Source organism: Bacillus sp. MM09(2025) (genome assembly GCF_050496725.1).
Taxonomy (GTDB): domain Bacteria; phylum Bacillota; class Bacilli; order Bacillales; family Bacillaceae; genus Bacillus; species Bacillus pumilus.
Genome location: NZ_JBNWEN010000004.1, coordinates 2,301,620 through 2,325,450, shown reverse-complemented (window position 1 = coordinate 2,325,450; position 23,831 = coordinate 2,301,620). Strand labels below are relative to the sequence as shown.

Annotated in this window: 22 protein-coding genes; 4 read left to right on the top strand and 18 right to left on the bottom strand. The window is 41.9% G+C overall.

The features are described 5' to 3' along the window. Positions 1-8: 8 nt before the first annotated feature. Positions 9-1,208, bottom strand: a complete 1,200-nt coding sequence (locus ACQYAC_RS17930) for a globin domain-containing protein (RefSeq protein WP_339165372.1) — start codon at positions 1,206-1,208, stop codon at positions 9-11. Positions 1,209-1,391: 183 nt separating this feature from the next. Here ACQYAC_RS17930 and ACQYAC_RS17925 point away from each other — a divergent pair, with 183 nt between their 5' ends. Next, positions 1,392-1,823: an Rrf2 family transcriptional regulator gene (locus tag ACQYAC_RS17925; protein WP_058014432.1), complete on the top strand. Its 432-nt coding sequence runs from the start codon at positions 1,392-1,394 to the stop codon at positions 1,821-1,823. A gap of 160 nt (positions 1,824-1,983) precedes the next feature. Continuing rightward, a complete protein-coding gene (locus ACQYAC_RS17920; RefSeq protein WP_058014433.1) occupies positions 1,984-3,459 on the top strand; it encodes a catalase in 1,476 nt (491 codons plus the stop codon). 204 nt (positions 3,460-3,663) lie between these two features. On the opposite strand, the gene ACQYAC_RS17915 is transcribed toward ACQYAC_RS17920, so the two are convergent. Then, on the bottom strand, positions 3,664-4,047 hold the full coding sequence (locus ACQYAC_RS17915) for a YqzG/YhdC family protein (RefSeq protein WP_044140630.1): 384 nt from the start codon (positions 4,045-4,047) through the stop codon (positions 3,664-3,666). Positions 4,048-4,175: 128 nt separating this feature from the next. Between ACQYAC_RS17915 and ACQYAC_RS17910 the strand changes: the two genes are divergently transcribed. Beyond that, a complete protein-coding gene (locus ACQYAC_RS17910) occupies positions 4,176-4,424 on the top strand; it encodes a YhdB family protein (RefSeq protein WP_024426598.1) in 249 nt (82 codons plus the stop codon). Between the two features lie 35 nt (positions 4,425-4,459). Here ACQYAC_RS17910 and ACQYAC_RS17905 read toward each other — a convergent pair whose 3' ends face one another. The 15 genes from ACQYAC_RS17905 to ACQYAC_RS17835 all read right to left on the bottom strand — a co-directional run bounded on the left by ACQYAC_RS17905 (position 4,460) and on the right by ACQYAC_RS17835 (position 22,201). Next, positions 4,460-5,323 carry a GNAT family N-acetyltransferase gene (locus ACQYAC_RS17905; protein WP_429943813.1) on the bottom strand — a complete coding sequence of 288 codons (864 nt, stop codon included), beginning with the start codon at positions 5,321-5,323 and terminating at the stop codon, positions 4,460-4,462. 269 nt (positions 5,324-5,592) lie between these two features. Further along, complete coding sequence (locus ACQYAC_RS17900; RefSeq protein WP_429943812.1) at positions 5,593-6,243, bottom strand: response regulator; 651 nt, start codon at positions 6,241-6,243, stop codon at positions 5,593-5,595. Further along, positions 6,240-7,385, bottom strand: coding sequence for a GAF domain-containing sensor histidine kinase (locus tag ACQYAC_RS17895; RefSeq protein ID WP_180309318.1), 1,146 nt, complete (start codon positions 7,383-7,385; stop codon positions 6,240-6,242). Before ACQYAC_RS17895 ends, ACQYAC_RS17900 begins: the two co-directional genes overlap by 4 nt. Before the next feature lie 152 nt (positions 7,386-7,537). Next, entirely contained in the window at positions 7,538-9,283 is a 1,746-nt protein-coding gene (locus ACQYAC_RS17890) for a phospho-sugar mutase (protein ID WP_429943811.1), read from the bottom strand. Positions 9,284-9,479: 196 nt separating this feature from the next. After that, positions 9,480-11,141 carry a glycerol-3-phosphate dehydrogenase gene (gene glpD, locus ACQYAC_RS17885; RefSeq protein WP_429943810.1) on the bottom strand — a complete coding sequence of 554 codons (1,662 nt, stop codon included), beginning with the start codon at positions 11,139-11,141 and terminating at the stop codon, positions 9,480-9,482. 139 nt (positions 11,142-11,280) lie between these two features. Beyond that, positions 11,281-12,777 (bottom strand): glycerol kinase GlpK, encoded by a 1,497-nt coding sequence (glpK, locus tag ACQYAC_RS17880; RefSeq protein ID WP_058014440.1) that lies wholly within the window; start codon positions 12,775-12,777, stop codon positions 11,281-11,283. 15 nt (positions 12,778-12,792) lie between these two features. Continuing rightward, complete coding sequence (locus tag ACQYAC_RS17875; protein WP_144484733.1) at positions 12,793-13,608, bottom strand: MIP/aquaporin family protein; 816 nt, start codon at positions 13,606-13,608, stop codon at positions 12,793-12,795. 213 nt (positions 13,609-13,821) lie between these two features. Further along, positions 13,822-14,379: a glycerol-3-phosphate responsive antiterminator gene (locus ACQYAC_RS17870; protein WP_429943809.1), complete on the bottom strand. Its 558-nt coding sequence runs from the start codon at positions 14,377-14,379 to the stop codon at positions 13,822-13,824. 182 nt (positions 14,380-14,561) lie between these two features. Next, a complete protein-coding gene (locus ACQYAC_RS17865; RefSeq protein WP_061407216.1) occupies positions 14,562-15,902 on the bottom strand; it encodes an aspartate aminotransferase family protein in 1,341 nt (446 codons plus the stop codon). A 244-nt stretch (positions 15,903-16,146) separates the two neighbouring features. Continuing rightward, on the bottom strand, positions 16,147-17,739 hold the full coding sequence (locus tag ACQYAC_RS17860; protein WP_429943808.1) for a PucR family transcriptional regulator: 1,593 nt from the start codon (positions 17,737-17,739) through the stop codon (positions 16,147-16,149). 32 nt (positions 17,740-17,771) lie between these two features. Further along, positions 17,772-18,689, bottom strand: a complete 918-nt coding sequence (locus tag ACQYAC_RS17855; protein ID WP_058014444.1) for an AEC family transporter — start codon at positions 18,687-18,689, stop codon at positions 17,772-17,774. Between the two features lie 87 nt (positions 18,690-18,776). Then, positions 18,777-19,193, bottom strand: a complete 417-nt coding sequence (locus ACQYAC_RS17850; protein ID WP_339165357.1) for a VOC family protein — start codon at positions 19,191-19,193, stop codon at positions 18,777-18,779. Between the two features lie 127 nt (positions 19,194-19,320). Then, positions 19,321-20,859 (bottom strand): bifunctional GNAT family N-acetyltransferase/carbon-nitrogen hydrolase family protein, encoded by a 1,539-nt coding sequence (locus ACQYAC_RS17845; protein WP_012009394.1) that lies wholly within the window; start codon positions 20,857-20,859, stop codon positions 19,321-19,323. Positions 20,860-20,874: 15 nt separating this feature from the next. After that, positions 20,875-21,540, bottom strand: coding sequence for an HAD family hydrolase (locus ACQYAC_RS17840; RefSeq protein ID WP_429943807.1), 666 nt, complete (start codon positions 21,538-21,540; stop codon positions 20,875-20,877). A 310-nt stretch (positions 21,541-21,850) separates the two neighbouring features. Continuing rightward, entirely contained in the window at positions 21,851-22,201 is a 351-nt protein-coding gene (locus tag ACQYAC_RS17835; RefSeq protein ID WP_426972419.1) for a DUF5365 family protein, read from the bottom strand. A 109-nt stretch (positions 22,202-22,310) separates the two neighbouring features. On the opposite strand from ACQYAC_RS17835, the gene ACQYAC_RS17830 reads away from it, so the two are divergent. Then, positions 22,311-23,219 (top strand): RluA family pseudouridine synthase, encoded by a 909-nt coding sequence (locus tag ACQYAC_RS17830; RefSeq protein WP_180309325.1) that lies wholly within the window; start codon positions 22,311-22,313, stop codon positions 23,217-23,219. A gap of 36 nt (positions 23,220-23,255) precedes the next feature. Here the strand turns inward: ACQYAC_RS17830 and ACQYAC_RS17825 are convergent, their stop codons facing one another. Then, positions 23,256-23,822, bottom strand: coding sequence for a class D sortase (locus tag ACQYAC_RS17825; RefSeq protein ID WP_429943806.1), 567 nt, complete (start codon positions 23,820-23,822; stop codon positions 23,256-23,258). Positions 23,823-23,831 lie beyond the last annotated feature (9 nt).

The following is a 23,831-nucleotide window of genomic DNA, read 5'->3' as shown; positions in this document are numbered from 1 at the left end:
CCATTCGTTTAGACGACTTCCATTTCTTTTGTGGACTGCCCGCCGAATGACTCGAAATGTATATTCTGTTCTGGAATTCCCAGCTCTTTTAGTATATAAATCATCTCTTGTGTAAATACCGGGGAACCGCAAAGATAAAATTGCCCCTTCCCTTCTCCAACCACTGATTGAAGGAATGGACGGTCAATGCGGGAAGCTGCCTTTTCAACAAGCTCACCTTTACCAGACTGCGCAAATTGTTCATTACATAAGAGGATGCGGCCATGCGGAGCTGAAGCTAGAATGCTTTCAAATTCATGTTCAAAAGCGGTGACATCCTCTAATCGATCTGCATGAATCATTGTAAATGGCTGGCTGTTTTGCGCTGCTGTTTTCAATAAACCAATCATTGGTGTGACGCCAGAACCCGCACTAATGAAATAAACAGGCTCTTTTGTGTCTTCTTGCAAGCAGAACATTCCCTGCGGCATACTCACTTGAAGAACGTCTCCTTCTTCCATTTCATCATGCAAAAATGTAGACACATGACCATCGCGCTTCACTGTGATGCGGTAATAAGACGGATGATGCTGATCTGATAAGCTGTATTGTCTGCTGCACATATAAGCCTCACCCGGCATATCTGCCTGAACCGTAATGTATTGGCCGGCTTCAAACATTGGCAGCTCTGACTCATCTTCTGGTACTAAATAAAAGGAGATCAGTGCTGGAGATTCCTGTACTTTTTTCTTAATCACAAACGGTTTCACATCTGACCATCCGCCTGTTTGTTTTACATTCTCCTCCATCATTTCTGCTTCAATCGTAATAAAGATATTCGCAATGATGTCATATGCCGCCTTCCAAGCTAAAAGTGTGTCATCTTTTTCAGTTAAACCAAACACTTCTTTCATCGCTTCAATTAGGTGATATCCGACGATTGGATATTGCTCTTCTTTGACCATCACACTGACATGCTTATGGGCAATCTGTTTGACCGCAGGAAGTAATTCTTCTAATCGATCGATATGCAGTGCAGCTTGGTATAGTGTTGCAGCAAGCGCCTCTGGCTGACTTCCGTTCATAAGGTTTGTTTTATTAAATTGATTGAGTAGCTCTGGATGCTGACGAATCATATTTTGATAAAAAACAGTCACAAGTTTGGTTCCCTCGGCTTTTAATAAAGGGGCTGATTGTTTAATGGCATTCATTTGATCTTTAGATAACATCGTTATTCCTTCTTTCAAAAGATGTATTTTAAATACATCTTTATCGTAATGGATGACAGCTTATAAAAGCAATATTTATAATACATGTTTTAAATGTTGTCACATTTAACACTTTCTCGAACAGTTTTTGTCTAAAGTGTGTTACGATGATACAAAACTCTATCAGGTTTAGAGGTCGTCAAAATGAAACTAACGAATTATACAGATTTCTCATTAAGAGTACTCATTTATTTAGCATCAAGAGAGAACAATGAACTGTCAAATATTCAGCAGATCGCCGATGTTTATGGCATCTCTAAAAATCATCTGACAAAGGTGATTTACCATCTTGGAAAACGCGGGTATGTAGAAACGATCCGTGGGAGAAATGGCGGGATTAGGCTTGGGAAAAGCCCAGAAAGCATTAACATTGGAGAGGTTGTCCGTTATACAGAGGATGATTTAGTCATGGTTGAATGCTTTGATCCAAGCAAAAACAACTGTATCATCTCCCCGATTTGTTCATTAAAGCATGTACTTCATGAAGCACTTACTGCTTACTTGCGCGTACTTGACCAATACACATTAAAAGATTTAACTCAAAACAAAGATGCTCTTAGAGAGCTCCTCCTTTAGGCGAAAGAATTCTATTCTTTCGTCTTTTTCTTTACCTCCTTGTAATAATAATTAATTTAAAATTATTATAAATAGATATTGACTATCATGTTTGATTCAATATAATTAGGGTATATAGATTGCTAGAAACCATTTTTTTGTTTACAGGAGGAGAAAAAGAATGACAAATTCAAATCATAAAAATTTGACAACAAACCAAGGCGTACCTGTTGGCGATAACCAAAACTCAAGAACAGCTGGTCACCGCGGACCTACATTTCTTGATGATTACCATTTGATTGAAAAACTTGCACACTTCGATCGTGAACGTATTCCAGAGCGTGTCGTTCATGCAAGAGGCGCCGGCGCTTATGGTGTGTTTGAAGTTGAAAATAGCATGGAGAAACATACAAAAGCTGCTTTCTTAAGTGAAGAAGGAAAACAGACAGATGTTTTTGTTCGCTTCTCAACCGTTATTCATCCTAAAGGTTCACCTGAAACATTGCGTGATCCGCGCGGCTTTGCTGTCAAATTTTACACAGAAGAAGGCAACTATGATCTAGTTGGTAACAACTTGCCGATCTTCTTTATACGTGATGCATTGAAATTCCCTGATATGGTTCACTCTCTCAAGCCAGATCCTGTAACCAATATTCAAGATCCTGACCGTTATTGGGATTTTATGACCTTAACACCTGAATCCACTCATATGCTCACATGGCTCTTCTCTGATGAAGGAATTCCTGCGAGCTACGCTGAAATGCGCGGTTCTGGTGTGCATACATTTAGATGGGTCAACAAATATGGAGAAACAAAATATGTGAAATATCACTGGAGACCTTCAGAAGGTATTCGCAATTTATCAATGGAAGAAGCAGCAGAAATCCAAGCAAATGATTTCCAGCATGCGACAAGAGACTTATATGACCGCATTGAAAATGGCAACTACCCGGCATGGGACTTATATGTGCAGTTGATGCCGCTGAGCGATTATGATGATCTTGATTATGATCCTTGTGATCCAACAAAGACATGGAGCGAAGAAGATTACCCGCTTCAAAAAGTAGGACGCATGACACTGAACCGCAATCCTGAGAACTTCTTTGCTGAAACAGAGCAATCTGCTTTCACACCAAGTGCACTTGTTCCAGGAATTGAAGCATCTGAAGATAAACTGCTTCAAGGCCGTCTGTTCTCATATCCAGATACGCAGCGTCATCGTCTTGGTGCCAACTATATGCGTATTCCGGTGAACTGTCCTTATGCACCTGTACACAATAATCAGCAGGATGGCTTCATGACAACGACTCGTCCAAGCGGTCATATTAACTATGAACCAAACCGTTACGATGATCAGCCAAAAGAAAATCCTCACTACAAAGAAAGCGAACAAGTTCTTCATGGTGATCGAATGGTGAGACAAAAAATTGAAAAACCAAACGACTTCAAACAAGCTGGGGAAAAATATCGAAGCTACTCAGAAGAAGAGAAACAAGCATTGATCAAAAACCTAACAGCTGACCTGAAAGACGTAAATGACAAAACAAAATTACTTGCGATCTGCAACTTCTATCGTGCAGATGAAGATTATGGACAACGATTAGCCGATTCACTTGGCGTAGATATCCGCTCATACCTCCAAGGAAGCATGAAATAATGGCTTAAGAATGTTGACAAAGGGCTAAAATGATCTTGATTTTAGCCCCTATGTCTTCTTTTCAGCGGAATAGAAAACCTTTGCAGCCCTAGGAAGGACGAGTATTGGCGCGTATTTATGATGTGAGCACCAGCACACAGGACTGACAACGAATGCAATGGTTTGTCTCCACGCTGGAGCACCTCTTTAATAGAGGTGCTTTTTTTATAGCCGGAATACGTTAATACTAATCAAATGACCGGTGACCGGGTGAAAATAGATTTCTGCATGCGCAGCAAAAAGCGTTGAGCCTTCCTTCACGGTGACGCGAAAGACATCTTTTGTCTGATCTTCATTTACTTGTGTACGCCCGATATATTGATAATCGTTTAAAGCGGCGCCTTCATATTCCTCTTGCAGCGCTGTGTACGCAAGTCTTTCCCAATTTTCAACAGGCTGCATCGCTGCATTTGTTGCAGGATGGATCATGAAACTGCCAAACAAAACCATTCCCGCTGCAAACGGCACCCACCATTTCGGCTGCATGATATCATTGATCTCACTTTCATGTATATTTTGTTTATGTTTTGCTGATCGATCCATTTTCATACATGAAGCATTTATTCAGCCTATAATTGCCGGTACACGATTGATGCGGACACCAACTTTTCCCCTGAAAATGTCGATATGTTCCGAGCAAACTAATGAGGACTTCTCAAGGGAAAGGAGAAGGTTTAATGAATGTGGCGGATTATGATAAAGCACTTTATTATACGCATCGCTCGCAGTGGGATAATTTACTTATTCTTATGGTACGTACGCAAGATGACTTGCTCTCGAAACGTATTGAGCATTTCTTACACGCGTATCAATTTAACCGGAACGATGCTGATGTTGAAAAATGTTTATATGGGCTCCTACAGTACATTGACCATGCTTCAGAGGCTGCTGCTTCTGAAGTTTATTCACAACCGATGTACACATAAAGAAAAAGGCTGATGATCAGCCTTTTTACATACATTTAGCAGTGCGCAGTAATTGGAAGCATAAAGTGGTCTTTGACCCAATGTTGTTTTGTATAAACAAACAGCGCATCCTCATCATTTGGCGCCTTCACCGTGTGTAAGCCGTCAATTGACGGATCAGGTGTAAAATAGAACATCACTTTTTTCGTCGTTTCATTCATAATATGTGCAACAACTTCCTCTATATTTTGTGGCTCAAGAGAAATGATATCAAAGACATGTATGGTTTCATTTTCTTCATTCATCAGGACAATCGTATCCAATGCTTCAATATAGAAAATGGCCTCCGGCCAAACCAATGTAAAGTAGAACATTAATAAGCTGCCATGATCCTCAGCATCTAATTTCATTGAACCCGTTTGACGTTTTTCTGCGAACTGTTCAAGTAATGGCAGGTCATGTTCCAATGTTAGCTGCTTGAAGCGCATGTCCTTATTTATCTGAATGACGCTTTTGCCGATATCGAGACTAAATTCACTTTCGTGGTAACGGGTAAAGCCGAATTTCGGATAGTCCAGTACAGTTTCATTGGCAAAAAGAAAAATCAAACCACAGTCATGTTCGTACGTATCCATAATATGCTGCATTAACTTTGTCGCTAATCCCTTGTTGCGGTAGGCTTGATCCGTCATCACCGTGCCAATTTGAACAGCTCGATACGTTTCGCCATCAATGATCAGTGACATGAGATAAACGGAAGCGTTTGAGATCTCTTTCCCGTGATGGACAAAGGAATAAGGAATATATTTTTCATCCCAATATCCTCTTTTGTACCAGTCACTAAAATCCAAATCAAAAGTTTTGATCGCTAATTGATTAAAGCTTTCTTTCAATTCGTTATCATAGCGATAATCACTCACTAATTCAATATGTGTCCATGCTCATTTCCTCCTTTTATCATTTCACCTCTAGTCAGCCGGTTTATCACCACCTTCAAAATAAAAAAAGACTTGATGAGCAGATACTCATCAAGTCTTTTAACGTTTATCTCATAGAAATTAGACTGAACACGCTTCTCTTATCACGCAAAAGGGCACGTCAAATAACCAACTACTGTGCTCTTTTTATTCAATTCATTGAACTGAATGTGTGCTTAAAAGTTTTAGCATAACGACTAAATTCCCTTCTGTTATAGCAGCTCTTTGGGCTGACTTTTTTGATAATCCACTGCATATAGAGCCGCTTGGGTACGATCTGCCAGCTCTAGTTTTGATAATACATGAGATACGTGCGTTTTGACAGTCTTTTCAGAAATGAACAAAGATGAGGCAATTTCTTTATTGCTTTTCCCCTTTGCAATTTCGAATAAGACATCTCGCTCTCTATTGGTCAGCTCTTTCATTAACTCCCATCTTTGCTCTTTTGGCTCAGTCAAATGCTGCACAAGAAAATTGGTGATATGACCATCTAATTGATAGGTGCCCTTTTGTACGTCAATCATTGTCGTAAGAAGTTTTTCTGGCGCTACATCCTTGAGCTGATAGGCTTTTGCCCCTGCTTGAATGGCGGGAATAACATAATCTTTATCCGCATAGCTTGTCAGGATCACAATGCGGGTATCAGGCATTTCCAGCGTCATTTGTTTCGTTGCCTCAATGCCATTCACTACAGGCATCGATAAATCCATGAGAACGATGTCAGGGCGGGTTTGTCTGACAATTTCTAATGCTTCTTCTCCATTAGAAGCCTCACCAACGATTTCAACGTCAGGCTGTGTCTGCAGGAAAAACACAAGCCCTTTTCTCACAATATGATGATCATCTGCAATGACGACTCTCATGACGACCCCTTCCTTTCTTGAGAAAATGGCACCTTTACTTGAATAGTGGTTCCTTTACCGAGCTCAGACTCTATACAAAATGTCCCTCCAGCTCTTTTGATGCGGTCAGACATCCCTTTCAGACCGAGTGAAGGAAGGCTCATTTGCTCGTCATACTGAAACCCTTTTCCGTGGTCGATGATTTTCATCTCAAACGTGTCTTTTGATTGTTCAAGCTGGACCTTAACTTCCTCTACTTCCGCATGTTTTTGACAATTATTCAGCGCTTCCTGGCATACTCGAAACAACGTTTCATGCTGGGTATGATCCATCTCCATACAGCCTGATAACGATAATGTACAGCGTAATCCTAAAAGTTTTGCATATTCTTGAATCCCTGTTGTGAATCCTTTTTCAAGTCCTCTTGGCCTTAGCTGCCAAATGAGTGACCGCATTTCAACCAGTGCATCTTGTGACAAATGCTGAATAAAATCAATCATTTCCCCTAAATTCTGATCGTTTGTCATTTGACGGGCGGCTTTCGCAGTCAGACTAACTGAAAATAGCATTTGGTTAACGGAATCATGCAAGTCCTGTGCAAGCCGGTTTCTTTCTTCCAAAAGAGCATGCTGATGTTCGTTTTGCACAAGCTTCATCCGTTGAATAGCCGTACCAATTTGAAGCGCAATGCTTTCAAGCAAGTTCAATTCTTCTTGCGTAAATGTGACTTTTCCTTTTGCCGCCACATTCAATAATCCAAACGTACGCTTACATGCTTTGAGGGGGACCGTCGCATGATGCGTAATTCCTTCAGTATCCCCGAGCTGCTTTTTCATCGCCGTTTCGATGCGTTTACAATTCATAATGTTTGTGGCTGATTGGAGTGAGCCTTTTGTGTATCGATTGATGCAATAGCAATCGTTTTGGCACATGAGCTCTTTTTGATGCTTTGCCAGCGCTTCGGGTAAGGAGACCTCTGCCATCAGTTCATACGAGCCGTCTTTTTCTATAAAATAAATCCATGCTGAGTGAAAGCCTGTGATATCCATCAGCATATGAAGCACTTCATGAAGCGTTTCTTTCATTTCCGTGCCTTCATTTAGCTTTTCAGCAATTTCTTTTAACGTTTTTAATGTCTCAACCTTCTCTTGGTATTCTCCCATACTGTTTACCCCCGGCATTTGCTGCCTTCTCTTTTCATTACGCCTCATTATATCATGAGCATTCTGCCGGTTCTTTCTCTAAAAGGATGATTTTTTCTCATCCTTTTGATGGAGAAAAAGCCATCATGCATTCACACGATGGCCTTGTTTGTTTATTTAGCTGTTTCTTCCACGATTTCATAAACGACTTTCATCACTTCTTCTGACAAATGCTTCAGCTTTTCTTCGCTATCTGTTAACGATGTACCTTTGACAGCCATATAAAATTTCACTTTAGGCTCAGTGCCAGAAGGTCTTAAACAGAACCACGAGCCATCCTCAAGAAAATACTTCAGCACGTTTGATGCTGGCAGATGAATGGTTTCTTCTTTCTTTTCGGAAACGAGGTGTCTTTGACTTGATTGGTAATCCTCGATGACAGTGATGCGCTGACCCGCAATAGCAGCTGGCGGATTTGTTCTAAAGGTATGAAGGATCGCTGAAATTTGCTCTGCTCCTTCTTTTCCTTTTAAGGTTAACGACTTTAACCCTTCCCGGTAAAATCCAAACTCCTTGAAAATATCAACAAGCGCATCGTACAAGGACTTGCCTTGTTTTTTATAGAAAGCAGCAACTTCGACAGCTAACAGCGCTGCTTGCACCGCATCTTTATCTCGGGCAAAGTCGCCGATTAAATAGCCATAGCTTTCTTCGTATCCGAATTGAAATGTGTATTCTCCGCTCTCTTCGAATTGCCTGATTTTTTCTCCGATAAACTTAAAGCCGGTCAGTGTGTCTATCGTATGGGCACCAAATGCGGAAGCAACAGCACGCCCGAGCTCACTTGTGACAATCGTTTTCATCACAACAGGACGAGGCGGCAGCTGACCAAGCTTTTGTTTTTCAGACAATAAATAATGGAGCAATATGGCTCCTGTTTGGTTGCCTGTTAAGACGGTAAACTCTCCATCATGATCTCTGACTGCAATACCTAACCTATCCGCATCTGGGTCTGTTGCAATGAGTATATCGGCATTCTGCTTTTCGCCAAGCTTGATGGCATACTCAAATGCTGCATGCTCTTCTGGGTTTGGTGATGTCACTGTTGAAAATTGCGGATCTGGTCTTTCCTGTTCAGGCACAACGGTTACATGCTGATAGCCTAAAGCTTGAAGTCCTTTTCGGACAGGCTGGTTGGCCGTACCATGAAGCGGTGTGAAAACGACTTTAACATCGACCTCACCTGCCAGCTCAGGGTGGACACTGATCGTTTTTAATTTTTCAATATAAGCATGATCGATTTCTGCTCCGATCATCTTGATCAGCCCGTGTTGTTTTAACGGTTCTTCTGAATCAACTGAAATCGACAGTTCATTTTCTATTGCATCTACTTCTTGAATGACTTGATCTGCCTGAAATGGTGGCAGCTGTCCGCCGTCTTCTCCATATACTTTATAGCCATTATATTCTGGTGGATTGTGACTTGCTGTTACGACAATCCCAGCAAATGCATTCAGCTCTCGAACAGCAAAGGAGAGCTCTGGTGTTGGACGCAGTTCGTCAAATACGTATGTTTGGATGCCCTGTGAAGCAAGAGTTTTGGCAGCTTCCATCGCAAATTCAGGCGATTTATGGCGTGAATCATATGCAATGGCGACGCCTCTTCTTTTTGCATCCTCTCCATGTTTCGCAATATACGCAGCAAGGCCTGCAGATGCTTTACGAACCGTGTACACATTCATTCGGTTCGTGCCAGCACCAATCTCCCCGCGCATTCCTCCAGTGCCGAACTCAAGGTTTTTGTAGAAACACTCTTCAAGTGCTTGTTGATCATCTTGATGTGCCTCCAGCCATTCCCTTAGCTCAGTATCCAGGTGCTTCTCATTGATCCATCGCTCATAATTCGTCTTCCAACTCATGGTCGTCCTCCCAGCTCTTATCATCAATAAAATAACCTCTACTGTTATTTTATATGGAATCAACCTTTATGTCATGCTATATCGTTGGGAGATGAAGAAAATGATGAACAAATAAAAAAAGCCGATACATGATCGGCTTCAGATTGTTGACAAAGGGCTAAAATATACTTGATTTTAGCCCTTAGCGGCTTTTCTTTTATTCAGCATCAAGCGGTACAACTGCTTCATGGAATAGTTGATCTAATTCTGTTTGATGCTTCTGTTTGACTGCTTCATCCCAGCCAAAACGCTCTGCCATATAATCAACGACAGGCTGTGCATATTTTTTTGCCCAGTTGATATTAAATAATAGACTTCCTGTTCTTCTTAAGAAGAAATCGACAGGGGTAACAGCTAATTCTTCTTCGATTGCATAGACAAGCTCTGCGAGTACATACGCTGGAATGTTTCGTTTGTCTGCTTCACCTTGAAGCTGCTCTACACGTTTGAAAAGACTGCTGACATTTGAGCCATATTTTTCGGCAAGTTTTTGAGCAACTGGTTCTGTTAAACCCACAGATGCTCCTTCTGCTGTTTTCGCTTGGACAAAGGCAGCCATATTTTTTGATCCGCCTACATGACCGCCTGAAATTGGCATATGCTTTGTTTTACATGATCCAAAGTCTTTGCCTGTTTCTTCTTTTAGTCCATCACGTACAAGATTCACAATGTGCTCAGCCATTTTGCGGTAGCCTGTTAATTTACCGCCAGCAATGGTGATTAAGCCTGAAGATGATGTCCACACTTCATCCTTACGAGAAATTTCTGAAGGGTCTTTGCCCTCTTCATGAATAAGTGGACGAAGACCAGCCCAGTTAGATTCTACATCTTTTTCTGTAATATTGAGATCAGGGAACATGTATTGAATCGCTTTGATGACATAATCACGATCTGCTTTTGTCATACGCGGATGTTCCAGCTGCTTTTTGTACACTGTATCTGTTGTACCAACGTACGTTTTGCCTTCTCTTGGAATCGCAAAGACCATCCGTTTATCAGGTGTGTCAAAGTAGATCGCTTGTTTTAATGGGAAGACTGATTGGTCGAATACTAAGTGAATCCCTTTTGTATGCTGTAAGTGCTTCCCTTCTTTTGAGTGATCCTTGTCTCTTAGCTGATCGACCCACGGACCTGTCGCATTGACGATTTTCTTCGCATATACATCGTAGGTTTTCTGCGTCATGACATCTTCAATGACAACACCGACCACTTTGCCTTTATCATAAATAAATTCTTTTACTTTCGCATAGTTGACCGCTTCTGCTCCGAATTTCACAGCCTCTTTCATGACTTCGATTGTAAGGCGTGCATCGTCTGTACGGTATTCAACATAGTAGCCTCCGCCTTTTAAACCGTCCTTTTTCACAAGCGGTTCTTTTGCAAGTGTTTCCTTCGCACTTAGCATGCTTCTGCGTTCACTATGCTTGACGCCAGCTAAAAAGTCATACACTCTAAGCCCAATGGATGTTGAAAACTTACCGAATGTGCCGCCTTTATGCATCGGAAGAAGCATCCATTCTGGTGTTGTCACATGAGGACCATTTTCATATACAATGGCACGCTCTTTACCGACCTCTGCGACCATTTTCACTTCAAATTGTTTTAAATAACGAAGTCCACCGTGCACTAGTTTCGTTGAGCGGCTAGACGTACCTGCTGCGAAATCCTGCATTTCTGCAAGACCGACACGCATTCCTCGTGAAGCCGCGTCAAGTGCTGTACCCGCGCCTGTTATACCCCCACCAATGATAAACACATCATATGGTTTTTTTGTCATTTCCTGCAGCATTTGTTCTCTTTCTAAGCTAGAAAAAGTCATCTCTTGTTCCTCCCATGTTGTACGGTAAAGAAAAAGAGACCGCAAACACCCAAAGCGTATTTCTACACTTCGGTGCCTGCGGTCTCTCCAGTTCTCCAACCGTTCTATTAACTTACTTGAAGTATACCATACTTTTGGTTTATTTGAAAGCTTGAGCTGCTTTTACAGCCTTTTTCCACCCGCTGTATAACGAGTCACGGCTGTCTTCTTCCATCTTAGGATCAAAGCGCTTGTCAAGGTTCCATTGTTTTGCAATGTCTGAACGGTCGTTCCAGAAGCCAACTGCTATTCCCGCAAGATAGGCCGCACCGAGTGCCGTCGTTTCATTAATTTCTGGACGCTCTACAGGCACATCCAGTAAATCACTTTGGAAGCCCATTAAGAAATCATTCTTTACAGCTCCGCCATCAACACGCAATGTTTTTAATGAAATGTTTGAATCCTTTTCCATCGCATCTAACACATCTTTCGTTTGATAAGCAAGTGATTCTAACGTTGCACGGACAAAGTGCTCTTTAGAAGTACCGCGTGTTAACCCAAACACAGCGCCTCTGACATCACTATCCCAGTATGGTGTGCCTAGACCAACGAATGCCGGAACGACGTATACGCCATCTGTTGACTCAACGCGCTCTGCATAAGCTTCGCTGTCTTTCGAGTCTTTAAACATTCTGAGTCCATCACGCAGCCATTGAATCGCTGAGCCAGCAACGAAAATACTTCCTTCTAAAGCATATTCAACTTTGCCGTCAATGCCCCATGCAATCGTCGTTAATAAACCATGATCCGACTTAATGGCTTTTTCCCCTGTATTCATCAACATGAAACATCCTGTACCATATGTGTTCTTCGCCATTCCTTCTTCAAAGCAAGCCTGACCGAATAAAGCAGCCTGCTGATCTCCCGCCGCTCCTGCAATCGGAATATTTCTGCCAAAGAAGTGATAGTCTGTTGTTTCACCATAAATGTGTGAGGATGGTTTCACCTCTGGAAGCATAGAAGCCGGTACGCCAAGGATATCAAGTAATTCTTCATCCCATTTCAGATCGTAAATGTTGAACATTAATGTTCTGGACGCATTGGAGTAATCTGTGACGTGTGATTTACCGCCTGTCATCTTCCAAATCAGCCAAGTATCAATTGTGCCAAACAGTAAGTCGCCATTTTCTGCTTTCTCACGGGCACCTTCTACATTGTCTAAGATCCATTTTACCTTTGTACCTGAGAAATAAGCATCAATGAGAAGACCTGTTTTATTTCTAAACGTTTCATTGTGTCCTTGTTCTTTTAACTCTTCACAAATGCCAGACGTTTGTCTTGACTGCCAAACAATGGCATTGTAAATAGGTGCGCCTGTATGTTTATCCCAAACAACCGCTGTCTCACGCTGGTTCGTAATTCCGATACCAGCGATTTGGTCTGCTTCAATTCCTGATTCAATTAAAGCAGTTGAAATGACTGATAGAACAGAGCTCCAAATTTCATTTGCATTGTGTTCTACCCAGCCTGGGTTCGGAAAGTATTGATTAAATTCCTTCTGAGCTGTATGTGCAATTTTGCCTTCTTGATCAAATAAGATCGCTCTTGTGCTTGTTGTCCCTTGATCTAATGCAAGAATATATTTTTCTTTTGTCATGATGTTTTCCTCCCCTTACATACTTTCATTTACAGCATTTGTTTGGTTTTTCGTAGAGACATAGAGTCCTAACAATACCACAACTAAAATAACGCTTACAATCCAAAAGGCTGGAGTGACGTTCGCTTTAAAGGCTGCATTGTAGAAAACACCGCCAAATGCACCGCCTAAAATTGGACCAACGACTGGCACCCAAGCATACTTCCAGTTCGATGGGCCTTTTCCTGGAATCGGCAAGATCGCATGTGCGATTCTCGGACCTAAATCACGTGCAGGGTTAATTGCATAACCAGTTGTTCCACCTAAAGAAAGACCAATTGCAACAATTAAGAAACCAACAATCAGCGGATTGACTCCGTCTGCAAATTTATTTGCACCAATCGCTAAGATTCCTAGAACCAATACAAATGTACCGATAACTTCACTAAGTACGTTTGCAAAAGTATGCGGAATCGCAGGACCAGTTGAAAATACACCTAGTTTTGCACCTGGATCATCTGTTGCTTTCCAGTGCGGTAAGTAATGTAAAAAGACAATAGTAGCCCCTATTAATGCGCCAAGCATTTGACCAACAATATACATTGGAACATCAGCCCAAGGAAAACTTCCTTCTAGCGCAAGCCCAATTGTGAGTGCAGGGTTTAAATGAGCTCCACTAATTCCACCAGTTGCATATGCTGCAATGGCTACTGCGAATCCCCATCCGAAAGCGATTACAATCCAGCCGGATTGATATGCGAGTGATTTCTTTAAATTAACTGCCGCACACACACCGCCTCCAAAAATAATGAGCAGCATTGTACCTACGACTTCTCCCCAAAATGGTGTCATGAAAAATTCCTCCTCTGGTTCAGTTGCCATCCCCTATGAATGTGTAGAAAAGATAAAGAAAAAGATCCACAACAAACATACTTTACATTAGGGTCATTTGTCACCTAGTAAAGCGTTGTTGTGGATCTCCATTTCTCCATCACATGATATTAACTTAGTGCTATAGTATCAGAGGATGAAAACGTTGTCAATAAATATTCACATTTTATCTTTTTACTTTTGGAACGCTTTCCAAAGGGTGGTATTTGAGGTCGTCACAGCTGTAGCCCCTGCTTCAAGCGCTCTTTCTACATCTTCTTTTGTACGGATAAATCCGCCTGCAAAAATCGGGATCCCAGTTCGCTCGCGCACTTCTGTAATTAAATCTGGCACGACGCCCGGCAATACTTCAATAAAATCTGGACGATGTTTCCCAACGAACTCTATGCTTTTTTCCATGGCACTCGTATCAAGTAAAAACATTCGCTGAATGGCATATACCTTTTTTTGCTTGGCTTTTACTATGACAGAAGACCTAGTAGAAATAATTCCTGCTGGCTTCATTTCCTGACAAATAAATTCCGTTCCATACTCATCATGTTTAATCCCGTGAATGAGATCGACATGGACAAACATTTTTTTGTGATGAGCATTTGCCTCATTCATGATGCCCTTAAGCCGGCCTAAGTGAACATCAAGTAAAACACCATATGTAAATGGACTTTTTAAAAATTCCTCAAATTGCTTCATATTGCGTACAGCAGGTAAAATGGGTTGATCATGAAAACTCATAGCCGTCTCCTTCAAAAGTGTATTGGATCAGTCTTCTCCTAACAGTAATAGAAATTCTTCTATTTTTCAATACACGTAGTGTGCCCAATACCGCTTTCATCTCACATCACCTTCCTAGAACTAGCTCAAAATGATGAAAAGCAAACTTTTATTCCATAAAAAAAAGCAGAGAAGTCTCTCTGCTATAGCTGTGCCATGCTTTCTTTTAAGGTATTGATGATAAATGAGGCGTCATCATCTGTTATATTAAGCGGCGGTGCAAGCTGGGCAACGTTATTATAGCCGGCCACTGTATCCCCATTTTTCCCGATGATCAGCCCGCGTTTTTTACATTCAGCAATCAATTGGCCGACGACATGTGGTTCAGCTGGTTTTTTGGATTGTTGATCCTGAACAAGCTCAATGCCAAATAGCAACCCTTTTCCTCTGACATCTCCGACAAATGGGTGTTCTTTTAACTCTTGCAAACGTTCAAGCATATCCCGGCCGAGCGCATCGGACCGTTCCACTAATTGCTCGTTTTCCATAATCTCTAGGTTCGCAAGTGCCACCGCACAGGAAGCAGGGTGACCGCCAAATGTATTCACATGGCGCAGCCTGTCATACGTATCTTCTCCTGCATAGGCTTCATAGATTTCTCGTTTCACGCACGTTGCAGAAAGTGGTAAATAACCGCTTGTGATCCCTTTTGCCATGGTGATAATATCCGGCTTTACTTCCTCATGCATAAAACCAAACCGCTTCCCTGTCCGGCCAAATCCGCAGATGACTTCATCTACAATGAGAAGCGCTCCATGGGCTTCACAGATATCTTTGACCTTCTTCAAATACCCTTTTGGCGGCATTAGGATACCTCCGCCCGTAATGATCGGCTCCATAATGACCCCAGCTATCGTCTCACTTAGTTCCCACGTCATGGCCTGATCTATTGCCGCAGCACTTGCCAGATTCTCTTGATCCTCAGGATGACGATACATATCAGGCGGTGCGACATGAATAAAGCCCTGACCTAATGGTTCATATTTATATTTACGCTGCGCTTGACCGGTTGCGGCAAGAGCTGCTGCTGTATTGCCGTGATACGACCGATACCGGGAGATAAACTTTGTCCTAGTACTCTCTCCTTTTTGCGCATGGTATTGTTTAGCCATTTTAAATGCAGCTTCGTTGGCTTCAGAACCGCTGTTAGAAAAGAAGATGACATAATCTCCGCCAAGCCACTCATTTAGCTTTTCAGCCAGCTGAATCGCCGGCACGTGGCTTTGTGTAAGCGGATAGTAAGGCATTGTCTTTAATTGCTTATACGCCGCTTCTGCAAGCTCTCTCCGGCCATATCCGGCATTTACACACCAAAGGCCTGACATTCCGTCTAAATAGCGATTCCCATGAATATCTGTCACCCAAGCACCTTCAGCCTCGTGAATGACCATACTTTCATTTTCCTTGTTTGTCCCTTTCATATGATGCCAAATCAACTGATCATCTTTCGCCTGAAGATTTTGAGCCTGCTCATGTATTTTCATCTTCCCGCCCCCATGTATCCGTTTTCATCATTAAAGAAGCTTAGACCAGTTCAGCAGCACATTGCCGCTCCATTCATTATATGGATGAAACGTGAGGCTTATGAAACTGGCACTAGAACGCCTGTAAAAGAGAACCAATCGTTACTTTCATTATAAGAAAGGGGTCAGGCCGATTACATTAGACAGATCGTCAACTGATTGAACACCATCATAAGACACTTTTCTTAATGCCTTGGCAAAATCGCTAACGTTTATTTCCTTGCAGGAATTCATGAGCAAGAATCGCAAATTCAAGCGCCTGTCGTTTCGGCGCCTTCATCATATCCTCACCGAGCAAGGCATGCAGTTTATCCAGTCTATGATAAAGAGTTTGCCTGACAATATAAAGCTGGCTTGCGGTTTCTTTTTTAGAACCGTTTGTTTGTAAAAAGATATTCAGCGTTTGATAGAGTCTCCCGCTATTTTGATTATCGTATACAATCACGGGCTCTAAATACTCTTTCACCATACATTCAAGCAGACCGCTTTCCTTCATCATAGGCATGAGACGGAGCATATGTAGATCTTGGTAAAATGGGCTTTCCACCCGCTGAGGCATCACTTTTTTTAAATGCAGCAATTCTTTGGCTGCTTGAAAGCTTTTTCTCATGTGCTGAAATTTTTCACAATATTGACCGATACCAAAATAGATCTCGGCCCCTCGGGGCTGCTCCCGATTATACAATTGTTTGATGTCGTTTGCAGCCTTTTCCGCACGCTCTTTCCAGTCCTCTTTCTTTCTCGTGTTTAGTAAAATAAACAAGGTTTGTTCTTGATGCTCATATGCAATCAGATGGAAACCAGCACGCTGAAAAATGGAGCGGCAAGAGACAAGAAAGTAAAGATTCCCTGCGATTTCTTCAATTTGATGATGCTTTTGAAAGAGCAAGACGACGCAGCCAGTTGGCTTTTTCACCCCTTCTGTTTCTTCAAGGTGCTCTATAATCTCTTGTTCTGTATGCTCTTCTTGAAACCATTTTTGCAGCCATTCATTTTCTTTTGTCTTTTTCAGTTCTTCTGTATAAAGCTCTCTTAATGTTTGCTGGGCTAGAGCATTCGCTCCTTTATCCATCACAAGCAGTTCAAATTCAGAGAGCGTGTCTGCTTGATGAATGAGCACAAGATCTGCAAATGTTTGTTTGAGTGCAAGCACTTGTTTTTGTGTCACTTCGTATCCTTTTGGCACGGAAGCAAACTGCAAATAATTCATGACCAGTTCTTCCGTTTGTTTGGAAGAATCGCATAAAATAATCGGCTCGCCCTGAACAGGGAGGAGTAAAAGAATCCCCCTTACATGCTGATACACTTGATCCAAAATATCCATCTGCGGATGCGGAGTCAGCAAAAGCTCATTTAGCTTTGATGACAGTGCTTCTAAATCAGCCATCATTTGATACTGACGCTCGATCATCATCGTATGAAGATGCTGCGTGATGTTGACGAACTTCACTTCTTTTGTAAACAGAATAAGCGGAAAATCTCTCTCTTCTGCATAAGTCAGTAATTCTTCCGGCACTTCGAATCTTAGCGGGACAAATTCAATACACAAGCCGGCCGCCCCTGAATCAATCAACTGTCGTAAAAACGCTTGAAACACATCCGGTTGATCATGGAAGCCTGCGGCTGTTGTTAATATAAGCTCGCCGCCATTTAATAAATCCTCTACATCAGGAACTTCTAACACATGTATCCATTTGACCTGCCGAAACAATCCTTTTTCCCCTGCTAACACTTTTGCATGCGCAAAATGCTTCGTTTTCAACACGTCACTCACTTGGAAATGAACATCTACATTCATTCATATGTCCCCCTTTGTTTGCCGCCTATCCCCTATCCCAGAGGGTGCATGGATAAAATCCATAATAAAACTGGTAATGTCACGATACTTAAGATTGTACTGAGAAATGTCGTGCTTGAGACAAACTCAGGCTTCGTTCGAAATTGTACAGCCATCAGCGTGGTATTTGCTGCTGTCGGCATCGCTGCCACTAAAATCATAATTTGTTTCACCATATCATCTACCGGTAAAATAAGCGTAAAGCCAAATGCGATGAGAGGGGAGATAAACAGCTTCAGCAATACAGCATAAGAAATATTGCGATAATCCACTTGCTTAAAAGAGATCACGGCAAGCTGCATGCCTAAAATAAGCATAATCGTCGGTATGGCAGCATTCCCCACAAGCTGAATACCCGTCATCAGCTCTTTAGGTAATGAAAGGTCAATCAGCTGAAATAATAGACCGATGAGCGCCCCGTAAGCAACTGGCATACGCAGCACTTTTTTCAAGACGACCTTTCCATCTCCTGCATCCTCTCCGCCCTTTGCTGCATAATACATGCCGATTGTACTCATGACAAGCTGCTGCAGCACCATCAACACGATCGCAATATCCAAACCTGCTGCTCCGAAGACAAGCAGCACAACAGGCGTGCCATAGTTTCCATTGTTCATAAAGGCTGACGACAGAATCATGGCGCAATACGTTTCATTCGAATACCCATAAATACGAGATAAAATAAAAACAAATAAAATAAGTGCAAGACAAAGCCCGACAACAAAAATGGATAAATACACATAGTCCATCGACACTTTGTTTTGATAAAAGGTTTCAAACGCAAGAAATGGTGACATTAAATATAAAGACATTGATGAGAGCGTATGTATGTCAAAACCAATCGCCTTCTGCCCGATATACCCGATCAGGAATATGCCGAACACTGGCAGTAAGACAAGTAAAAACTCCATGCTGCACCTACTTTTCTCTAGTTGAATTCCAGATTCCTTCTGCTCCTCATTATCATACCACTGATAAACAATAAAAAAGAAGCACCCTTATGAAAGGCCGCTTCTTTCCTCATCCATATAAAACACTTCCCACAAATGACCATCTAGATCCTGAAAGCTCCATCCGTACATGAACTCATGATCCTGCTTCTCCTTAAACGGTGAACCGCCTGCCGCCATTGCCTGCTCGACAAGCTCATCGACCTCTTCCCGTGAATGAACGCGCATAGAGATTATCACCTCTGATGCTTTTTTTGCATCCACTAATTGTTTCTCTGAAATAGATTGAAAATGCCTAAGAGATAACAGCATGACAGTGATCGTGTCATCAATGACCAAACAGGCCGCCTGATCATTCGTGAACTGCTGCTCAAATTCAAAACCCAGCCGCTCAAAGAAAGCGATAGATTCCTTCACATGATTTACCGGCAAATTGATATACAAATGTTTAGATTGTCGCCTCATGTTCCTCTCCTTCTTGAACACATAATCTCCTTTAAGTATATTCAGCTTTTTCTCCAGCATCCCTTTGTCAATTGAAAAAATCTGATGTCATCAAAAAGAAGCGCCTCAACGATAGGCGCTTCCTTCATTATTTCTTATATTCAATATGGTACACATCTCTTCTTCGGTCTTTCAGTTGACGTACTGTCCCATCTTGTCTTTGTCTTCTTAAAATTTCTAAATCGACATCACCTACGACGACCATCTCAATGTTTGGATTACACTCTCCTACAATCCCATCTCTTGCAAATTCAAAGTCTGATGGGGCAAATATAGCCGATTGTGCATATTGAACATCCATATTTTCGGTTTGCGGAAGGTTGCCAACTGTTCCAGAGATAACGGTATAAATCTGGTTTTCAACTGCTCTCGCCTGTGCACAGTAACGTACTCTTAAATAGCCTTGACGGTCTTCTGTACAAAAAGGAGTAAAAATAATTTTCGCTCCTTTGTCCGCTGCGATCCGTGCAAGCTCAGGAAATTCTATATCGTAGCAAATTTGGATCGCAATTTTGCCGCAATCCGTATCAAATACCCGGACTTGGTCACCTGCTGAAATCCCCCACCATTTTCTTTCATTTGGCGTGATGTGAAGCTTATATTGTTTTTCAATCGTTCCATCACGTCTAAATAAATAGGCAATATTGTAGATTTTCCCTTCCTCTTCTACAAAGTGGGAACCACCGATGATATTAATGTTATATTTCACAGAAAGGTCTGTGAACAAATTGATGTAGTCCTCTGTATATTCCGTGATCCGCTGCACGGCAAGACTTGGTGACCGCTCTTCTAAATAAGACATGAGCTGCGTCGTGAAAATTTCTGGGAATACGGCAAAGTCAGCTGATGCATCTGATGCGACATCCACATAATACTCGACCTGGTTCATAAATTCTTCAAAGGAATGAATTTGTTTCATTGCATATTGAATTACACAAATTCGAACAGGGAACGCCGATTTATAATATCTTTTCGATTGCGGGCGATAATCGACATTGTTCCATTCCATTAACGTCGCATATGTGCTGGATGCTTTATCATCTGGCAAGTAATTCGGATTGATCCGCATAAGACTAAATTCATTTAACAGCTGAAAAGATAAAACAGGATCATAGATTTGGTGAAGCATGACCTGCTCGACATACTGACGAGGCGTCATTTCCTCTTGGTATTTATGATAGTTCGGAATGCGCCCGCCAATGATGATGCTTTTTAAATTTAATCTTCTTGCCAAGTCTTTTCTTGCTTCATACAAACGATGTCCAATTTTCATTCGTCGGTATTCAGGACTCACCATAACTTCGATTCCATACATATTCATTCCATCAGGATTATGGTTTGTGATGTACCCATCATCTGTAATGTCCTGCCACGTGTGGCGATCATCGTATTCATCAAAGTTAATTAATAAACTTGAACAAGAGCCAATAATTTCCCCCTCGAATTCAGCACAAAACTGCCCTTCTGGGAAATGCTCAAGATGGCTTTCAAGATGCTCTCGTTTCCAAGGATCCATGCCAGGAAAGCATACCTCTTGCAAGGCAATGATTCGGTCAATATCCTCTTCCCGGATATTACGGATCACCATTCTTTTTTCAAATCGCGTTAAGTCTAGTTTTTCTGCCATGATGTATTTGCCCCCTTACTGATCCTCTTTTTCAAGCTGATGGAATAGCTGGAGCAATTCGATTTCAGCCATGGATTCTAATCTGACATCATATTCTTCAAATTGCAGCGTGCTCGTCACTTTGTTTGGGACGATGACACATTTCATGCCTGCGCGTTTGGCAGCTATTGATCCATTTACAGAATCCTCAAATGCCACGCAATCTTTTGGCTCTACCCCTAAGCAGCGTGCGGTTTGCAAATAAAGCTCTGGATTTGGTTTCACTTCTTCCACATCATCTGACGTGCGGATACATTCAAAGTAGTCGAAAAGACCAATCTGCTTCAGGTGATCAGACACCCATTTATAGTCTGAGCTGGAAGCAAGTCCAATCTTAATCCCCAGCTCCTTTGCTGCTTCTAAATAAGCTTCTACGCCAGGTCTTGCTGATTCATCCTTCATTCTTTGTTGAAAACGAGAACGCCGATCTGCTGTGAGTGTCTCATGATCCAGCGTTTTCCCTAGCTGCTTTTCCAAATATTCAAATGGTTTAAAGCCTGCCTGCGTGCCAATGACCTTGCCCCATACAGAAAGAGGCAGATCTGACTCGTGCTCCGCAAACATTTCTTGTAAAACCTCATATTCATGAGTTTCTGTATCTAAAATTAATCCGTCAAAATCAAATATAATCGCCTTTACCAACGAGGCCACTCCTTTTTTTTACAAAAGTCTTAAACATATACTCCATGCTATCATATCGTGAATAAAATTGACTTTCAAAGATGAATGTCTGCTAAAATGATTATGTATAAAAGGAGCCTGCACCATTTTGTCAGGCTCCTACCCGTGTTCGGTTTATTCTGCAAGAGATCCAAGCGCTCCGATTCGTGGAGAAATAGGCAATGTTGAAAAAGAGCGGGTTTGGTATTACAGATCTTAAAGGTTTCTCCGTTCCCTTAAAAATAGTATGTGCGAGGGCCCTGTAAGTTAACAAGGAAGTTCACACCATCTTTTACGCATTTTGAAGGTGACGGCTGACAAAATCGTCTAGATCAAAAGGGAAAGAAAAGCCGCAGGCATTGACCTGCTCACGGTTTCGCTCGAATAACTCACGATCACGTTTGGTGATATGACGTTTCGGTTTTACAATAATGGTATGTAATAGCTGAAGTCCCGATAAAATACGAAAAGCATCATCCATCGTCCCGTTATATACGCCATCAATAAAGGTAAGGGAACGATCTTTTTGACGCATATCCCGCTGCTGTCCATTGACAGCATGAGAAAGAAGATCTTCAACATCCTTTGATATTTCTTCAATTGCCTGCTCTTGCAGGTCTGTAGCAGCTTTCATTAATCTCACGTGACATCTACCTCTCTGTCGTTATTTCTCCATTCAGAATAGCACAGAAAAAAAGGCGTTCGCCAAGGTAAGTGTTTCCTATATATACCCATAGAGAGGAACGGATATCATGATCATAAAAGGACACACGCTCTCACTCAAAGTAGACGAGCAGTATCATCACACATCACTCAGTCATTTTTTAAAGACGGCCGTATCTGCATCAAAACCAATTATTCATTTTTGGATGGAGCATCAAAAAGTCCGTTTAAATCAAAAGCCTGCCCATCACGCGGCTAAAGTCAGTCAAGGCGACCAGATCATCATTGATTTATTTGAAACAGAAGAAAGTGATGTGACACCGGAATACGGTGAATTAGAGGTACTCTTCGAAGACGAGCATTTATTAATTGTGCAAAAACCTGCCGGACGACCAACTCATCCGAATGAACAAGGACAAACAGGCACACTGGCAAATCTTGTGGCGTTCCATTTTCAAGCAAATGGAGAAGAAAAGCGGGTAAGACATATCCACAGACTTGATCAAGACACGAGCGGCACCGTCATATTTGCAAAGCATAGATTAGCCCATGCGGCTCTTGATCAAATGCTTTCTAAAAAAACAATCAAACGTACATACATCGCCATCGCAGAGGGACTTTTCAAAAAGAAGAAAGGCACCATCGATGCAGCGATCGGCCGTGACAAACACCATGCAGTCAAACGAAGAATCTCCCCTACAGGGCAAAAAGCTGTGACTCATTTTCAGGTCATGGACATAAATAAACGTCTGCAACTAACAGCGGTTAAACTTCAACTAGAGACGGGTAGAACGCATCAAATTCGTGTTCACCTGAGCAGTATCGGGCATCCACTAGCTGGGGATACATTATATGACGGAGTTCGTGAATACATCAACAGGTGTGCTCTTCACGCCAAGCAAGTAGACATGAAACATCCTTTTACAGGCGAGCATCTAATCATAGAAGCACCTCTACCACCTGATATGGACCAGCTCATGAGTCAAATCATCCATTAACAAAAGAGCCTGCTTTCATACGCAGGCTCTTTTTCTTTATTCAGACACTCTTTTTGCATAAATAATATACCGCTCTGGCGCATTGCCAACAAAATGAAAAGGATAGCATGTGGTTAATATCAGCTCTTCCTTTTCATTCTGCAATGTAATGATGAATGTATCATGCTGATCGACAATTTTTGTATGTGTGATTTCATATATAAATTTACCATACGGCACAGTGATTTTCAGTTGATCTCCAATATCCAGTTCGCCTGTCCGGCGAAACACCGTGTCACGATGGCCAGAAAGGACGATTTGTCCATTTTGATCCGGATAATAACTGTCTTTGTAGTGTCCTACTCCCTTTGCAAGGTCATCCGCATCCGTCCCTTCGACAATGGGAAGGTCTGCTTTTAATTTTGGAATCGTCAGGATGCCAGAGGCTTTCCCCATTTCAGGAGCAAACTGCTTCTTGGACATCCCTTGATCGTCCGCCACGACCTTCTTCGCTTCGTCTAATGATTGGGCTGTTTGAAGATGAGTCGATGCGATTTGCCAAATTCCCCAGCCGAGCAGCACAATCCCAGCTGTCATCACAGTCAGTGCAAGCCACTTTTTCATGCTTAAACT

Bases quoted from the DNA above. Each gene is read 5' to 3' on its own strand.
- ACQYAC_RS17930 (WP_339165372.1), bottom strand. From the start codon at position 1,208: ATGTTATCTAAAGATCAAATGAATGCCATTAAACAATCAGCCCCTTTA.
- ACQYAC_RS17925 (WP_058014432.1), top strand. From the start codon at position 1,392: ATGAAACTAACGAATTATACAGATTTCTCATTAAGAGTACTCATTTAT.
- ACQYAC_RS17920 (WP_058014433.1), top strand. From the start codon at position 1,984: ATGACAAATTCAAATCATAAAAATTTGACAACAAACCAAGGCGTACCT.
- ACQYAC_RS17915 (WP_044140630.1), bottom strand. From the start codon at position 4,047: ATGAAAATGGATCGATCAGCAAAACATAAACAAAATATACATGAAAGT.
- ACQYAC_RS17910 (WP_024426598.1), top strand. From the start codon at position 4,176: ATGAATGTGGCGGATTATGATAAAGCACTTTATTATACGCATCGCTCG.
- ACQYAC_RS17900 (WP_429943812.1), bottom strand. From the start codon at position 6,243: ATGAGAGTCGTCATTGCAGATGATCATCATATTGTGAGAAAAGGGCTT.
- ACQYAC_RS17895 (WP_180309318.1), bottom strand. From the start codon at position 7,385: ATGGGAGAATACCAAGAGAAGGTTGAGACATTAAAAACGTTAAAAGAA.
- ACQYAC_RS17890 (WP_429943811.1), bottom strand. From the start codon at position 9,283: ATGAGTTGGAAGACGAATTATGAGCGATGGATCAATGAGAAGCACCTG.
- glpD (WP_429943810.1), bottom strand. From the start codon at position 11,141: ATGACTTTTTCTAGCTTAGAAAGAGAACAAATGCTGCAGGAAATGACA.
- glpK (WP_058014440.1), bottom strand. From the start codon at position 12,777: ATGACAAAAGAAAAATATATTCTTGCATTAGATCAAGGGACAACAAGC.
- ACQYAC_RS17875 (WP_144484733.1), bottom strand. From the start codon at position 13,608: ATGACACCATTTTGGGGAGAAGTCGTAGGTACAATGCTGCTCATTATT.
- ACQYAC_RS17870 (WP_429943809.1), bottom strand. From the start codon at position 14,379: ATGAGTTTTCATGATCAACCCATTTTACCTGCTGTACGCAATATGAAG.
- ACQYAC_RS17865 (WP_061407216.1), bottom strand. From the start codon at position 15,902: ATGAAAATACATGAGCAGGCTCAAAATCTTCAGGCGAAAGATGATCAG.
- ACQYAC_RS17860 (WP_429943808.1), bottom strand. From the start codon at position 17,739: ATGAATGTAGATGTTCATTTCCAAGTGAGTGACGTGTTGAAAACGAAG.
- ACQYAC_RS17855 (WP_058014444.1), bottom strand. From the start codon at position 18,689: ATGGAGTTTTTACTTGTCTTACTGCCAGTGTTCGGCATATTCCTGATC.
- ACQYAC_RS17850 (WP_339165357.1), bottom strand. From the start codon at position 19,193: ATGAGGCGACAATCTAAACATTTGTATATCAATTTGCCGGTAAATCAT.
- ACQYAC_RS17845 (WP_012009394.1), bottom strand. From the start codon at position 20,859: ATGGCAGAAAAACTAGACTTAACGCGATTTGAAAAAAGAATGGTGATC.
- ACQYAC_RS17830 (WP_180309325.1), top strand. From the start codon at position 22,311: ATGATCATAAAAGGACACACGCTCTCACTCAAAGTAGACGAGCAGTAT.
- ACQYAC_RS17825 (WP_429943806.1), bottom strand. From the start codon at position 23,822: ATGAAAAAGTGGCTTGCACTGACTGTGATGACAGCTGGGATTGTGCTG.